Annotated in this window: 14 protein-coding genes and 1 pseudogene; 10 read left to right on the top strand and 5 right to left on the bottom strand. The window is 71.9% G+C overall.

Annotated features, from left to right (window positions below):
* Positions 1-56 precede the first annotated feature (56 nt).
* The 5 genes from LN251_RS37480 (at position 57) to LN251_RS37460 (ending at position 5710) form a co-directional block, all read left to right on the top strand.
* Complete coding sequence (locus tag LN251_RS37480) at positions 57-1010, top strand: HAMP domain-containing sensor histidine kinase (RefSeq protein WP_458248615.1); 954 nt, start codon at positions 57-59, stop codon at positions 1008-1010.
* Positions 1007-1672, top strand: coding sequence for a response regulator (locus tag LN251_RS37475; RefSeq protein WP_458248614.1), 666 nt, complete (start codon positions 1007-1009; stop codon positions 1670-1672). The genes LN251_RS37480 and LN251_RS37475 overlap by 4 nt, the downstream gene beginning before the upstream one ends.
* 107 nt (positions 1673-1779) lie before the next feature.
* The gene (locus LN251_RS37470; RefSeq protein ID WP_458248613.1) at positions 1780-2205 is read left to right on the top strand and encodes a hypothetical protein; all 426 of its coding nucleotides are present in this window, start codon (positions 1780-1782) and stop codon (positions 2203-2205) included.
* Between the two features lie 73 nt (positions 2206-2278).
* On the top strand, positions 2279-4498 hold the full coding sequence (gene secD / locus LN251_RS37465; RefSeq protein WP_458248612.1) for a protein translocase subunit SecD: 2220 nt from the start codon (positions 2279-2281) through the stop codon (positions 4496-4498).
* Positions 4499-4939: 441 nt separating this feature from the next.
* Positions 4940-5710, top strand: a complete 771-nt coding sequence (locus LN251_RS37460) for an aminoglycoside adenylyltransferase family protein (RefSeq protein ID WP_458248611.1) — start codon at positions 4940-4942, stop codon at positions 5708-5710.
* A gap of 110 nt (positions 5711-5820) precedes the next feature.
* Here the strand turns inward: LN251_RS37460 and LN251_RS37455 are convergent, their stop codons facing one another.
* On the bottom strand, positions 5821-6492 hold the full coding sequence (locus LN251_RS37455; protein WP_458248610.1) for a CBS domain-containing protein: 672 nt from the start codon (positions 6490-6492) through the stop codon (positions 5821-5823).
* A gap of 217 nt (positions 6493-6709) precedes the next feature.
* Here LN251_RS37455 and LN251_RS37450 point away from each other — a divergent pair.
* Together LN251_RS37450 and LN251_RS37445 are read left to right on the top strand one after the other, a co-directional pair.
* Positions 6710-6895 (top strand): annotated as a pseudogene (locus LN251_RS37450) (DUF1918 domain-containing protein); the annotation flags it as partial.
* 151 nt (positions 6896-7046) lie between these two features.
* Complete coding sequence (locus tag LN251_RS37445; protein ID WP_458248609.1) at positions 7047-7382, top strand: hypothetical protein; 336 nt, start codon at positions 7047-7049, stop codon at positions 7380-7382.
* Positions 7383-7422: 40 nt separating this feature from the next.
* Here the strand turns inward: LN251_RS37445 and LN251_RS37440 are convergent, their stop codons facing one another.
* From LN251_RS37440 to LN251_RS37430, 3 genes are all read right to left on the bottom strand, one after another.
* Positions 7423-7836, bottom strand: a complete 414-nt coding sequence (locus LN251_RS37440) for an STAS domain-containing protein (RefSeq protein ID WP_458248608.1) — start codon at positions 7834-7836, stop codon at positions 7423-7425.
* 37 nt (positions 7837-7873) lie between these two features.
* Complete coding sequence (locus LN251_RS37435) at positions 7874-8236, bottom strand: DUF488 domain-containing protein (protein ID WP_458248607.1); 363 nt, start codon at positions 8234-8236, stop codon at positions 7874-7876.
* 223 nt (positions 8237-8459) lie between these two features.
* Positions 8460-9254 (bottom strand): DUF2249 domain-containing protein, encoded by a 795-nt coding sequence (locus tag LN251_RS37430; protein WP_458248606.1) that lies wholly within the window; start codon positions 9252-9254, stop codon positions 8460-8462.
* Between the two features lie 73 nt (positions 9255-9327).
* Between LN251_RS37430 and LN251_RS37425 the strand changes: the two genes are divergently transcribed.
* Genes LN251_RS37425 through LN251_RS37415 form a run of 3 tightly spaced genes read left to right on the top strand, consistent with a single transcriptional unit; the run spans position 9328 to position 13954 of the window.
* Positions 9328-10068 carry a helix-turn-helix transcriptional regulator gene (locus LN251_RS37425; protein WP_458248605.1) on the top strand — a complete coding sequence of 247 codons (741 nt, stop codon included), beginning with the start codon at positions 9328-9330 and terminating at the stop codon, positions 10066-10068.
* On the top strand, positions 10065-11237 hold the full coding sequence (locus LN251_RS37420) for a hypothetical protein (RefSeq protein ID WP_458248604.1): 1173 nt from the start codon (positions 10065-10067) through the stop codon (positions 11235-11237). Before LN251_RS37425 ends, LN251_RS37420 begins: the two co-directional genes overlap by 4 nt.
* Positions 11234-13954 carry a multicopper oxidase domain-containing protein gene (locus LN251_RS37415; RefSeq protein ID WP_458248603.1) on the top strand — a complete coding sequence of 907 codons (2721 nt, stop codon included), beginning with the start codon at positions 11234-11236 and terminating at the stop codon, positions 13952-13954. The genes LN251_RS37420 and LN251_RS37415 overlap by 4 nt, the downstream gene beginning before the upstream one ends.
* Before the next feature lie 13 nt (positions 13955-13967).
* Here the strand turns inward: LN251_RS37415 and LN251_RS37410 are convergent, their stop codons facing one another.
* The gene (locus tag LN251_RS37410; RefSeq protein WP_458248602.1) at positions 13968-14636 is read right to left on the bottom strand and encodes a Type 1 glutamine amidotransferase-like domain-containing protein; all 669 of its coding nucleotides are present in this window, start codon (positions 14634-14636) and stop codon (positions 13968-13970) included.
* Between the last annotated feature and the right edge of the window lie 103 nt (positions 14637-14739).

Raw genomic sequence — 14739 nt, 5'->3', positions numbered from 1 at the left:
CGCGGTGGCCGACAGTAGAGGCACAGCCGTGTCACCCAGCGAAAGGCGTCTTCCCGTTGTCCCTGTTCTGGCGGATCTTCGCGCTCAACGCGGTCGTGCTGGGAAGCGCCACCGCGCTGCTGCTGTGGGCTCCGGTGACGGTCTCCGTTCCGGTGGTGCTGACCGAGGCGGTCATCCTCGTGTCCGGTCTGGTCGTCATGCTGGTCGCCAACGCGGCGCTGCTGCGGATCGGGCTGGCCCCGCTCGACCGGCTCACCCGGCTGATGGCCACCGTCGATCTGCTGCGCCCCGGTCAACGGCTCCCGGAAGGGGGCCGCGGCGAGACCGCCGAACTGATCCGCACGTTCAACGCCATGCTGGAGCGCCTGGAACACGAACGGGCCTCCAGCAGTGCCCGTGTCCTGCTCGCCCAGGAAGCCGAGCGGCGTCGCATCGCCCAGGAACTGCACGACGAGGTCGGCCAGAGCATGACCGCGATCCTGCTCGCCCTGGAACGGGCCGCCGACGAGGCGGACGAGCCCCTTCGTGGTGAGCTGAGGCAGGCGCAGGAGATCACCCGCGGGAGCCTGGACGAGGTACGGCGTCTGGTACGCCGGCTGCGGCCGGGCGTGCTGGAGGACCTCGGTCTGATCAGCGCCCTGACCTCGCTCACCACGGAATTCGCCACCCACGTCGGACTGCGCGTCGTCCGCCGCTTCGACACCGGCCTGCCCACACTGGACCAGCAGACGGAACTGGTGCTGTACCGCGTCGCCCAGGAAGCCCTGACCAACGCGGCCCGCCACGCCGAGGCCGGCCAGGTCGAGGTGAGCCTGCACCGCACCGGCGAGGCGGTGGTGCTGGCCGTCGCCGACGACGGTCGCGGAAGCGGGGTCGCCCGGGAAGGGGCGGGAATCCGCGGAATGCGCGAGCGGGCCCTGCTCATCGGGGCCACGCTGGACGTCACCTCCCAGCCGCAGGCCGGTACGACGGTCCGCCTGACCGTGCCCCTCCTCAGGAAGCAGCCATGACCACGCCCCACAGCTCCGCGATCCGCATCCTCCTCGCCGACGACCACGCGCTGGTACGTCGTGGAGTGCGGCTCATCCTCGACCGGGAGCCGGACCTCGAGGTCGTCGCCGAGGCCGGGGACGGCGCGGAAGCCGTCGACCTGATCCGCACCCATGACGTCGACCTGGCCGTGATGGACATCGCGATGCCCCGCATGACCGGTCTGCAGGCCACCCGCGAACTGCTCCGGCTGAAGCCCGCCCTGCGCGTCCTGATGCTGACGATGCACGACAACGAGCAGTACTTCTTCCAGGCGCTGAAGGCCGGCGCCAGTGGATACGTCCTCAAGTCCGTGGCCGACCGCGACCTGGTCGCGGCATGCCGCGCCGCCATGCGCGACGAGCCCTTCCTGTACCCGGGCGCGGTCACCGCACTGATCCGCAACTACCTCGACCGGATCCGCAACGGCGAGGAGCCGCCCGAGCAGATCCTGACCCCGCGCGAGGAGGAAGTCCTCAAACTCGTCGCCGAGGGCCACTCCTCCAAGGAGATCGCCGAGATGCTCTTCATCAGCATCAAGACCGTCCACCGGCACCGCGAGAACCTGCTGCACAAGCTCGGCCTGCGGGACCGACTGGAGCTGACCCGCTACGCGATCCGCGCAGGACTCATCGAAGCCTGACCCTGCCGACCACCGCGGGCGTCCGGGGTGTCCGTGCCACAGCCGGACTCCGGAAAACCCGCACCGCTCACGGCAGACCACGACCGACAGGGAAGGAACCCCGGGGGATGGCGATGGCCCGCTCCGCGCACACCGTGCCGCGCACGCGCCGATCGCGCTGGGCCGTGGTGTGCGTCGTCCTGCTCGGCCTGGTCGTCACCCTGCTCGGCCCGTCGGCTCTGGGCGGTGGGCACCCCCGCGTCCCGGACGGCCCGGTGCCCGCTGCCGGGACCGTCTCGGCGCACGCTCCCGTCCATCGGGGCGAGGTGCTCGCGGACGACGCGGACCCGGACGTCCACACCGTCGCGGTCCGAAGCCATCGGGACGCCACCGGCGAGCGTCCTGCGCCGCCCGCCCCCACCCCCGCCGCGTCAGGGACGGCCGGCTCGTGCGGGCCGGCGCAACCCCCGGCCCGGCCGGCGGCCCTCCCTGCGCAGGAGCAGCCTGCCCACCGTCACGGGGTGAGGGCACCCCCTCCGCTCTCCGGCACCTGACCCCTCCCTCACCTTCCTTCCTTGCCGACCGCTGCCACTGCCCTGGCCGCGGTGTGCCCGCCGGAGGCGCGCTGTGAACCGATCCCCGCACATCAGAGGGCTGATCGCCCTCGCCGTCGTTGCCCTGTCCCTGTACGTCGCTCTGACCAGGCCCGTCCACCTCGGACTCGATCTGCGGGGCGGCACCCAGATCATGCTGGAAACCCGCCCGACCGCCGCGGCCGACGCCGACAGCGAGGCCACGGACCGCACCGTGGAAGTGCTGCGCGGCCGTATCGACGCGCTCGGCGTGGCCGAACCCACCATCGCCCGCTCCGGCGACGACCGGATCGTCGTCGAGCTGCCCGGCCTGCAGGATCCCCGCAAGGCGGCTGACGTGCTCCGCCGCACCGCCCAGCTCACCTTCCGCCAGGTCCTCGGTACGGCGACCGACGCTCCCGACGGGCTGCCCGAACGGCACCGCGAGCAGGTCATGGCCGACGAGTCCGGCCGACTGCTGCGTCTTCAGGCGCCGTCGGTGACCGGCAAGGACGTCGAGAAGGCGGCAGCCCGCTTCGACCAGAACGGCGTCGGCGGATGGCACGTCACCGTCGACTTCAAGGGACCAGGCCAGAAGGGGTGGGCGCGCCTGACCGGCGCGGCCGCCTGCCACGCGGCCGGGGATCCGGCCCGCCGCGTCGCCATCGTCCTGGACGACAAGATCATCTCCTCGCCGCAGGTCGACCCGTCCGTCGCCTGCCGCACCGGCATCACCGGCGGCTCCACCCAGATCACCGGAAGCTTCGACGACACCGAGGCCAAGGAACTGGCCCTGCTCATCAACGGGGGAGCGCTGCCGGTGCCGGTCGAGATCGTCGAGCAGCGCACCGTCGGACCCACCCTCGGCGCGCAGGCCATCACGGCCAGCGCCTGGGCCGCCGTCATCGGCACCGCGTTGACGTCGCTGTTCATCATCGCGCTCTACCGGCTCATGGGCGTCCTGGCGACCGTGGCCCTGGCCTGCTACGGCCTCATCTCCTACGCCGCCCTCGCCGGTCTCGGGGCGACGCTCACCCTGCCGGGCCTTGCCGGATTCGTACTGGCCATCGGAATGGCCGTCGACGCCAACGTGCTCGTCTTCGAACGGGCTCGGGAGGAGTACGCCTCCCGTCACCGTCCCACCCCGCGGTCCTCCCTGACCGCGGGATTCCGCAGAGCGTTCAGCGCGATCGCCGACTCCAACATCACCACCCTCATCGCCGCCGGCCTGCTGTTCTTCCTGGCCTCCGGGCCCGTGCGCGGATTCGGTGTCACGCTCGGCATCGGCGTCGTCGCGTCCATGGTCAGCGCACTGGTCATCACCCGCGCGCTCGGCGACTACGCCGTCGCCCGCCCTCACCTGCGCCGCCACCCCCGGCTCACCGGCATCGCCCACACCGGCGGCGTCCGCGCCCGCCTCACCCGCACGCGGCCGAACCTGATGCGCCACCCACGCCGGTGGCTGGCCGCCTCCGCCGCCGCCCTCGTCCTGGCCGCTTCTGGGATCGTCGTACGCGGAGTGGATTTCGGCGTCGAATTCACCGGCGGCCGCCTCATCGAATACACCACGACCGCTCCCGTCGACCCCGACCGTGCTCGTACGGCCCTCACCGACGCCGGATTCCCCAGGGCCGTCGTCCAGACCTCTGGCGAGCATGGGCTCACCGTCCGCACCCAGCCCCTGACCAACGCCCAGGCCGAGGCCATCACCGACACCGTCACCGAGCTGGCAGGCCGAGCCGACAAGGTCCGCGACGAGGCGATCGGACCCAGCCTCGGCGAGGAACTGCGCCGTGGCGCCCTCATCGCCCTGGTCGTCGCCCTGGGCGCCCAGCTCGTCTACCTCGCCGCACGCTTCCGCTGGCTGCTGGGAACCGCCGCGATCGTCGCCCTCGCCCATGACGTGGTGATCCTCGTCGGCATCTTCGCCTGGCTCGGCAAGCCCGTCGACGGCGTCTTCCTGGCCGCGCTGCTGACCGTCATCGGCTACTCCGTCAACGACTCCGTCGTCGTCTTCGACCGGATCAGAGAACTCGGCCGGCACGGCCGTAAGGAGCCCTTCGCCCGCGTCGCCAACCAGGCGCTCGTGCAGACCCTGCCGCGCACCGTCAACACCGGCATGGGCGCGGCGTTCATCCTCACCGCTCTGACCGTCCTCGGCGGCGACACGCTGACCGACTTCGCCCTCGCGCTCCTCATCGGCCTGGTGGTGGGGACTTATTCCTCGATGTTCACCGCCACCCCGCTGGCCATCGAAATGCATCACCGCACGTGACCGGGCCCACGACGGCACCACCCGCGAGCGGTACGACGGCGAGCACGCACGTCGACGGCGGCTGAGCGGGGCCAAGTCGCCCGTGGACCGTTCGGGTGCCCGGTGCGGAGGGGCAGTCGGGACGAGCGCCGGACCGCCCTTCCGCCCCGAGCGCAGGACGCGAAATCGTCCCTGCGCCTTGCGGGCACGGCTGCCGCGGTCCATGGCTGCTCCACTCAGCAACAGCCCCGTACTCGCGGCGACCAGGGGCCAACCTGCCGTCCGTGCCGGTGTGGGCGAGGGCGGCCGAGACCTGCTCCTGCGGTGCGAAGCCGGCAGCGCGCGGCCCCGGGTGCGGCTGCGTCCGCGCGGGCTGCTCGACCGGGACCGGCGGCGCGCCCGGGGCGGGCGGCTTCACACCGCCTGCGGTTCGGTCCGCGGGTCTGGGGAGAGGCTCATGTCATGCATCAGGTGCAGGAGATCGTGGACCTCGTCGACGGTGTACCGGGACTGGACGTCATCGGCAGCTACCTGCACGGCTCGTCCGTGCTCGGCGGCCTCAGGCCGGCCAGCGACCTGGACGTGCTGGTGGTCTCCCGGCGGCGCATGGACGGGCGGGCACGGCGGAGACTCCTCGACGGTGCGCTCCGCCTCTCCGGCTCCGGGAACACCCTCCGACCGGTCGAGCTCACGGTGGTCGTCCAGTCCGAGGTCCGGCCGTGGCGGTACCCGCCCACCTGTGACTTCCTCTTCGGCGAGTGGCTGCGCGAGGAGTACGAGGCCGGGAAGATCCCCCTGCCCGAGCCCCTGCCCGACCTGGCCCTGCTGATCGCCGCGACGTCGGCCGGTGACCATCCCCTCACCGGCCCCCGCCCGGCGCGGGTCCTGGACCCGGTCCCGCGGGCCGATCTGGTCCGGGCGAGCCTGGCGGGAATCCCCGGCCTGCTCGACGACCTGCACGACGACACCCGGAACGTTCTGCTGACCCTCGCTCGGATCTGGACCACACTCGCGACCGGTGAAATCAAGTCGAAGGACGCCGCGGCGGACTGGGCCCTCGCGCGTCTCCCGCCCGAGCACCGCGCCGTCCTCGAGCACGCCAGGTACCTCTACCTCAACTGCCGCTACACGGAGGAGAACTGGAGTGGTGCCTTGCGGGAGCGCGTATCCCCGCTCGTCGACTGCCTGCTCGCCGAGATCGACCGGCTGCGCCCCGGAACCGCGCAGATGTGATGCCACCCCTCCGCACGGCGAGGGCCGACGCCCGACCGGGTTGCCACCCGGGCCGGGCATCGGCCCTGGCCAAGAGGACGGTCCCCGCGAGCGAATGGGTCCCGCGGCACTCACCCTTCGACAGGAGCCGTCCGGGAGGCGTCTCGGCAGCCGATGTGGGCGGAGAGGGAGACGACGCCGTCGACGTCGCGGCAGAGCCGCTCGATGATGGGGATCAGGCTGGACGCGTCGACCGTTCCTTTGAGCGTCACCTTCCCGTCGTGCACTTCGACCGTCACATCCGACGGCGCGAGGTGCAGCGTCCGCCGCAGGACGTCCTGGGTGATCTCGTCGCGGATGGCGTCGTCCCGGCGCAGGAAGATCCGCAGGAGGTCAGCGCGGCTGACGATGCCTCGCAGCCGGTCCGCCTCGTCCACCACGGGCAGACGCTTGAAGTTCCGCAGCGCCATCAGCCGGGCCGCCTCGACCGCGGTCCACTCCGGACGCGCGCACACGGCGGGAGAGGACATCAGCTCCCCGGCCGTGGAGGCCTCGGCCTTGGCCCGCTCCCACGTCTCCAGACGCGGCAGCGGTGTCCCGCTGGACGGGTCGCTCTGGGCGGAGCACTTGCGCAACAGGTCGGCCTCGGACACCACGCCCAAGGGGTGGTCCATCTCGTCCACGACGGGCACCGCGGTGATGCCGTTCTCCGCCAGCAGCTCGACGATCTCCTTGAACGGCGTGTCGTACCGGGCCCGGACGACACCATGGGTCATCAGGTCGGCAACAGTACGGTGCTGCATGTCGTCCTCCCTTCGCGGTATGACAACCGCGCGGTCACATGTCCAGCGTGTCAGCGCCGGCTCGCCGGCAGGAGAGCCACCCAGGACCCAATCAGGGCCGGACGGCCCGGAAGCAGGTCCATCCGGTCCCTCGGATCAGGGTTCCTGAGCCCAAGCGGCGGTAGCCCCCGCATGCCACGTTGGACACAGGAGCGGATCGAGAAAGCGGGTGACGATCATGCGAGCTGAACTCGGTGACGTACTTGTCGTCGAAAGCCCGACCACCGGAGTCACCAAGCGCGACGGCGAGATAGTGGGCGTCCACCACGAGGACGGAACGCCTCCCTACGACGTGCGCTGGTCCGACACCCATGAGGTGACCCTCGTGTTCCCCGGCCCCGACGCGCACGTCCGCCACGTCGAACACACCTAGGCCCGGCTGTTCGGCCTTCGCCGAGGGGCCTGACGGCCCCTACACGGACATCGCCGATGCGGACAGCATGGGAGGACGATGTTCAAGCGCACCGGGACGGAGCGGACACGTTGCGTCGCGGTGCTCCGGAGGTGAGGGGCCGATGTCGGTTCACGACGAGTTGGCGCACGCTCGACACGCTCTCGACGACTTGGTGCGAGCGGTGGATCGGCTGCGGATCCCCCGCGGGAACGACCCGGACGTGCGCCGGGTTCGCGTGGACACCGACCACCTGCGGGAGGACCTCGACCTGTTGTGGCAGAGCATGACCGCCGAGGAGTCGTCCGCGGATCTCGCGCAGCCACAGATCGTCTTCATTCCCCGCACGCCGTACGACCCTTCGATGTGGGCCGACTGCGAGGACGAAGGCATCGGCTCGCGCCACGGCCCTGAACGGCGGCAGGCCCGTCCGGCGCGTCGGTTGCCCCGCCGGGCCTGAGGTCTCGCTCGAGGCGCGCCCGTGGGGCGGGGTGGCGTGGTCAGCCGGAGGACGGATGCGGCCAGGCGGCGAGGCTGCCCGGTGAGGGAGCGGACTGCGCCGCATCCGCCGTCGAGGGGTAGATCTCGTAACTCTTGCGCATGCCGCTGAGCTCGAAGAGCCGGAGCACCCGGCCGGAGACGGACGCGATACGCAGTGAGCCGTCGTACTCACGGATGCGTTTCGTGATCGCCACCATCGCGCCCAGGCCCATCGAGTCCATGAAGGTGACGAAGCCCAGGTCCAGGACGAAGTGGCGGTGTCCCTCGTCGAGGAGCTTGATCACCGCTTCGCGGATCATGGGGGAGGTGTGGGCATCGACCTCGCCGTCGATCTCGGCGACGACCCAGCCGTTGACCACGTCGTAGCTCACCATCATGCGCTCGTGCCGGATGATGTTCGTTCGCACGGTCATCCCTCGTCACTTTCTTCGGATGGCGAAGGCCCCCTGGTCACCGGCCCTCTTCCAGCCAGTCGGCCAGAACGGCGGCCTGACTGTGGTCCACGTCCTTGGTGGCGGTCAGCAGTACGAGTCTGTCGTGCGCTGCCAGGTCACGCAGGTGTGCGGTCGCCTCGCCATGTACCGCGTCGCGCAGTTCCGCCAGGTAGCGGTGACGGAACTCGGCGAAACGGCCGGGCTCGTGGCCGTACCACTTGCGCAGTGCGCTCGACGGGGCGACGTCGCGCAGCCACTCGTCCAGATGCGCGTCCTCCTTGCGCATGCCCCGGGGCCAGACCCGGTCGACCAGCACGCGCTTGCCGTCCTGCGGTGCGGTCTCCTCGTAGACCCGGCGGTAAGTGATCTGTTCGGCCATGACGCTGTCTCCAGATCGGCCGGCGGCTTCGGTCGGGGAGTGGCTGGAGTCCTCCGAGCCGCTGCTGCGATGCGGCTGTCCCGGACTCGCCCCATTTTACCGAGGAGGGGTGAGGGACGGCTTGCTGGAGGACCGGGGGTGGGCTGCGAGGACCGTGCGGGCGGCGCGCGCGGTGAGGTGCGTGGCGCCCGCAGGTGATCGCGCGGGGCGACCCGGGAGTCGGTCAGCGGTGCGTGAGCAGCAGACGCCATGCCTCCGGGCCGCGCTGGAGGTACTCCACCGCGAACGCGCCCGGGTGGCGGTCCTCGATCTGGCCCAGCAGAGGCAGCGGGTCGTGCGGCGCCACCAGGACCATCGACTGCCCGGAGGGCACTGCGGCGAGCGCACCGAACACCGTGGCGTGCCGGATCGAGTGGGGGACGTCGCGTACGTCCAGCTCGGGCACGTCGGTGTCGTCGGAGCCGCCGCAGCCGCACGCGCCACCGCAGCCACCAGCGGTCGTGGCCGCCTCGGCGGCGGTGCCGTGTTCCTCACCGTGGCCGAGGATCTCGTGCATGCCCGCGAGGAGTCCGGAGAGGGAGATGTCGGACGCGCCGGCCAGCAGGGGCAGGACGAGGGCGTTCTCCTTCTCCAGGTGCTCCTCGAAGAGCACCTGGAGGGCCCGGCCGTCGGCGGCCGCCTGTACGGCGGAACGGGTGGTGCGCAGCGCGTCGACGAGCGCGGCGAGCCTCTTGTGCTCGGCGAGCATGCCGTCGATCAAAAGGCGGGCTGCGGGCAGGTCGTGGGCGACGGGGTAGAGGGTCTCCTCCTCGGCGGCCGCGTGCGGCAGCAGGTCGCGGTCGCAGAAGGCGACCAGTTCCGCACGGGCCCGGTCGGCCGCCGCGGTCTCGTGGTCCGCGGTCGCGACCAGCAGTGCGACGCGTCCGGCCAGGTCGCCCGCCAGCTGCGTGTGATGCGCCTCGACGGCTTCGGCGGCCGCCGCGTCCTGAGGGTCCGAGGCGATGGTCAGGGTGCTCATGAGCGTCGTCCTTCCGACGGCCGGCAGCCCGTCCCTGTGCGGTCCGGGCCCATGACTGGAATATACTACGGACATGACCGTGGAAAATAACGGGCCGCTTCCCGGCAGCGGAACCAACCGCGTTCCGCTGTCCCGGCAGCGCCGCGGTGTCCTGCAGTACCTGCGCGGCCAGGCCGGCCCCGTGACCGCGAGCGCGCTCGCCCAGGTGTGCGCCCTGCACGTCAACACCGTCCGCGAGCACCTGGACGCCCTCGTCGACGACGGCCTCGCCGTCCGGGAACGCTCCAGCCCTTCCGGTCGGGGCCGGCCCGCCTTCCGCTACCGGGCCCGCCCGCCGCAGGAGTCGCCCGCACGCGAGTACGCCGGGCTCGCCGCCGTCCTCGCCGCGCAGATCGCCCGCTCCAGTGCCGACCCGCGCCGGGACGCGCTCGCCGCCGGCGAGGACTGGGGGCGTGTCCTGACCGCAGGACAGACGCCGTCGAAGGACCCCATGGAGGCGCGGACACGGTTGCTGAGCCTCCTCGACGAGATCGGCTTCGCGCCGGAAGCGGACGCGGACGCACATCAAGTCCGTTTGCGGCGCTGCCCGTTCGTGGAGACGGCCCGTGAACACCCCGGCGTCATCTGCGGTGTTCACGAAGGACTGGCCCGGGCGGGGCTCGCCGCGCTGGGCGGGGCACCGCAGGAGGTCGAGCTGCTGCCCTTCGCCGAACCGGACGCCTGCCGCCTGCACTTGGGCCTGAGCGGGCGGGCCGACGACGAGCACTACGCCCGGCCCCCGGCGTCGCCCGGCACACCTCGGGCGCAGCGGTGACCCCGGCTTCCGGCCCCGGCGGCACCGCCGCCCGCCGCGCGGGTGCCCGCCGCGCACCGCTGCCGGCCGCCGCCGGAATCTGCCTCCTCGCCGGTCTCGACGCGGCCCTCGGTCTCCTCGGGCTCCCGGCCCCGGTCACCACCGACCGGCTCCCGCAGGTGCACGGCATGCTGATGGTGCTCGGCTTCGCCGGCACGCTCGTCGCTCTGGAACGCTCCGTCGCACTGGGCCGCCCCTGGGCCCAGCTGGCCCCTGGCTGCCTCGGCGCCGGGGGCCTGTTGCTGCTCACCCCGGTCGATCTGCTCATACCCCGGTTGCTGCTCGTCGCCGGATGCGCGGCCCTGGTCGCACTGTATGTGCGCTTCTGGCGCCGGCAGCCCAGCGCCGCCCTTATCGCCCAGGCCGCGGGGGCGGTGTCGGGGCTGGGCGCGGCGTTGTTGTGGCTGGGCGGGCTCGACGTACCGCGCGTGCTGCCCTGGCTGGTGGCGTTCCTCGTGCTGACCATCGCGGGGGAGCGGCTGGAACTGGCCCGCGTCGCCGTGCTGGCCCCGTCGGCTGAACCGGCGTTCCTGGGCTGCGTCGGCGCGGTCATCGCAGGGGTGGTCGCCACCCTGCTGTGGCCCGCCCCCGGCACCGTCCTGCTCGGTGCCGCACTGCTCGCCCTGGTCGCCTGGCTGGTCGCGCACGACGTCGCCCGCCGGCTGCTGCGCTCCACCGGCCTGCCCCGTTTCACCGCGGCGTGTCTGCTCGCCGGGTATGCCTGGCTGGGCCTGGCGGGCGCCCTGTGGCTGCTCAGCGGGCCGGTCGGTGAGGGAACGCGGTACGACGCGGTGGTGCACGCCGTGTTCCTCGGCTTCGTGATGTCGATGATCATGGCGCACGCCCCGGTGATCCTGCCCGCCGTCCTGCGCCGCCCCCTGCCCTACCACCCGGCCCTCGCGGTGGCGGCCTGGCTGCTGCATCTGTCGCTGGCGCTGCGCGTGCTGGTCGGTGATCTGCGGGACGTGCGAGGCGCATGGCAGCTGGGCGGGGTGCTCGACATCGTCGCCGTGCTGCTGTTCCTCGGATCGGCGGCCGCCGCCTCGGTCACCGCCACACGGCGCGCGTCGGCGACGGCAACGGCCTCCGCCGTCGCGTCGGCACCCACTGATGCGAGGACCTCCCGGTGACCACGAACCTGTCCCTCTCCCCGGCGAGCGGATCCGCCCCGAGGCCCCCGGGCCGCTCCCCGCGCTCGCGCTGGCACCTCGGCGTGAACGCGGTCGTCGTCCTCTGGCTCACTCTCTTCGCCGTGGTCGCCTCCGCCCACCACTTCCTGCCGCACGCCTTCTGGCTGCTCGTCCATGTGCTGCTGCTGGGCGCGGTCACCAACGCGATCGTCATCTGGTCAGGCCACTTCGCCGCCTCGGTCCTGCGGCTGCCCGAGGCCAACCGGGGCGCTCCCGCCGCCCTGCGCCTGGTCTGCCTGAACGCCGGCGCGGTCGGCGTGATCGGCGGCATGCTCTTCGACCGCTGGTACGTCGTCCTCGCCGGCGCGTGTCTGGTCGCGGCGGCGGTCACGGCACACGCCGCTTGGCTGGTACGGCTGTTGCGGCGCGCGCTGCCCGGCCGGTTCTCGATGACCGTGCGCTATTACGTGGCCGCTTCGGCCCTGCTGCCCGTGGGAGCCGCGCTCGGAGTCGTCATGGCGCGCGGTGATCTCGCCGGAGATCTGTCCGACCGGCTGCGGGTCGCCCATGAAACGATCAACCTGCTGGGCTGGGTCGGTCTCACCGTCGCCGGAACCCTCATCACCCTGTGGCCGACGATGCTGCGCACACGGGTGGCGGACGGCGCGGAACGGGCCGGCCGCGCAGCCCTCCCCGTCCTGCTCACCGGACTCGGCGCCGCCGTCGCCGGAACCCTGCTCGGCCCGCCGCCGCTGGCCGCCCCGGGCATGGCGGGCTACGCCGCCGGGCTGGTCGTCGCGGGCCGGCCCTGGCTGCGCGAGGCCCGCGCGAAGGCGCCGCGTTCCTTCGCCGCCTGGTCGGTGGCGGCCGGATGCGGATGGCTCGCCGGATCCCTGACCGCCCTGACCGGCATCCTCCTGTCCACGACCTCCTGGATCACGGTGGGGGAGCGCATCTCGCTGCTGACCGCACCGCTGGCCGCCGGCTGGATCGCCCAAGTGCTCCTCGGCGCGCTGAGTTTCCTCGTCCCCGTGGTCCTGGGCGGCGGCCCCACCGCCGTGCGCGCCGCCACCGCGAACCTGGAACGGGCTTGGCCGGCCCGGCTGACCGTCACCAACGCCGCGCTGCTGCTGTGCGTGCTGCCGGTGCCGTCGACGGTGCGGGTGGCGTGCTCGGCCCTGCTGCTGGTGATGCTGCTGCAGTTCCTGGTGCTGCTCGTGCAGACGGTCGTACGAGGTATGCGCAACCGCCGCGGGACCGCGCAGGAAGCCACGGCTCCGGCTCCGGCCGAGGCTCCGGCGCAGCCGTACCGGGTGCTCGGTGGCGTTGCCCTCGGGCTCGCCGTCGTGCTGCTGGCCGTCGCGGGCGGCGGGGCGGCGGACGTGCGGTTGCTGCCGATCCTGGAGCGGTCCGCCGCCACGAACGCGCACGGTGGCGCGGTGACGCCGACCGGCCGCACCACCACGGTCGCGGTGACGATCCGCGACATGCGCTTCTCGCCGTCCTCCGTCGACGTGCCCACCGGAAACCGACTGGTGATCACCCTGCACAACACCGGAACCGACACCCACGACCTGGTGCTGGAGACCGGCGCCCGCACCGACCGGCTCGGTCCGGGACGGACGGGCACGCTGGACGCGGGAGTCGTCGGGCGCGACCTCGACGGCTGGTGCTCCATGGTCGGCCACCGGCAGATGGGAATGGTCTTCGCCGTCCACGTCACCGGGGCCGCTCCGGACTCCGGGACGGACAGTGGCGGGACCACCCACGACCACAGCGGCCACGGCACGTCCCCGGCCACGAAGGACACCGCCACGAAAGACACCGCCGCGGAGGCGTTCGACCCGATGGCCGAACCGGCCGCGGGATTCTCCGCCCGCGATGCCCAACTCCCGCCCGTCGCAGGCGGATCAGGCCACCAGGTGCACAAGAGGACGATCACGGTGAAGGAGGTGACGAGGGAAGTCGCCCCGGGCGTACGGCAGAAGCTGTGGACCTTCGACGGCACGGCCCCCGGACCCGTACTGCGCGGACATGTCGGCGACACCTTCGCGATCACCCTCGTCAACGACGGATCGATCGGCCACTCCGTCGACTTCCACGCCGGATCGCTCGCGCCGAACGGCCCGATGCGCACGATCAAGCCCGGCGCACGGCTGACGTACCGGTTCACGGCCACCCGCAGCGGCATCTGGATGTACCACTGCTCCACCATGCCGATGTCCCTGCACATCGCGAACGGCATGTTCGGCGCGGTGATCGTCGACCCGCCGAGGCTGTCCACGGTGGATCGTGAATACGTGCTGGTCCAGTCGGAGTTCTACCTCGGCAGGCAGGGCGGTACGGCCGACCCCGCCAAGGTCGCGGCCAAGGACTATGACATGGTCGCCTTCAACGGCTATGCCGACCAGTACGATCACGACCCGCTGACCGCGAAGACGGGCCGGCGTGTGCGGATCTGGGTGCTGGCGGCCGGACCGAACGAGTCCAGCGCGTTCCATGTCGTGGGCGGCCAGTTCGACACCGTCTTCCGGGAGGGTGCCTACGACCTCACACGGGGACGGTCGCCAAGCGGCGGCGCGCAGGTCCTCGATCTCGCCCCCGCCTCGGGCGGGTTCGTCGAGCTGTCCTTCCCGCAGGCCGGCGACTATCCGTTCGTCACGCACATCATGAGCGACGCGGAACGCGGCGCGCACGGCGTCTTCCGGGTGCGGTGACGCGCCGGCCAGTTCAGGAATGGAACCGCCACCTGCCTTCGGAGACGACGTCCACCTCGCCGTCCCTGACCCGAACGGCCGTGTCGTCGTCGATGAAGTAGATCGGGAAGTCCGCCCGGGCCACGATGCGGTCGGCCCAGGCGTCGTCCCGCTCGGGGAAGTCCGGCGAGTACAGGTGAGGCTTGAGATACCAGTCGAAGAGGCCGAACGGCGGCTCCACGGTCGTCGCGCCGAGGACATGCAGGTCCGTGGTGTCCCCGATGACGTCGGCGGAGTGTTCGGTGAGATGGCGGCTGAAGATCATCGATCCGGCGCTGAGCCCGACGTAGACCCGGCTCTGCAGCGCCTCCAGGAAGCCGTCGGTCAAGCCGTTGCCGGTGATGCTGCGCGCGAGGTGGTAGTGGTTGCCGCCCTCGACGTAGACGACGTCGGCGTGCAGCAGCCGGTCGAGGACCAACTGTGGGGGCAGGCCGTTGAGTTCCAGGACGTCGAACTCCCGCCAGCCGAGGCCGTGCACCCGGTTCATGTCGGCGAGCATCCACCCGTGGTCCCCGGGCTCGGCCACCGATGCCGTGGGAACGAAGACGACGTTCGCCGATCCGAACGGCTTTCCCAGCATGTCGCGCAGGGCGTCCCGCAGTGTGTCATTGCGCAGGCCGGCGGCCGTCAGCAGAAGGTTCATCGGGCGAGCCAAGCACGACTGCGGGGAGTGTGCAACGAACATGGGATCCACGGAAACCGCACGTCCCCGAGCGGCGGCTGGTGCCCGGCCGCGGCCCGGCCGT

The organism is Streptomyces sp. MAI_2237, from assembly GCF_054189285.1.
The sequence above is the reverse complement of the archived record's forward strand: the minus strand, read 5'-3'. Positions and strand labels throughout refer to the sequence as shown.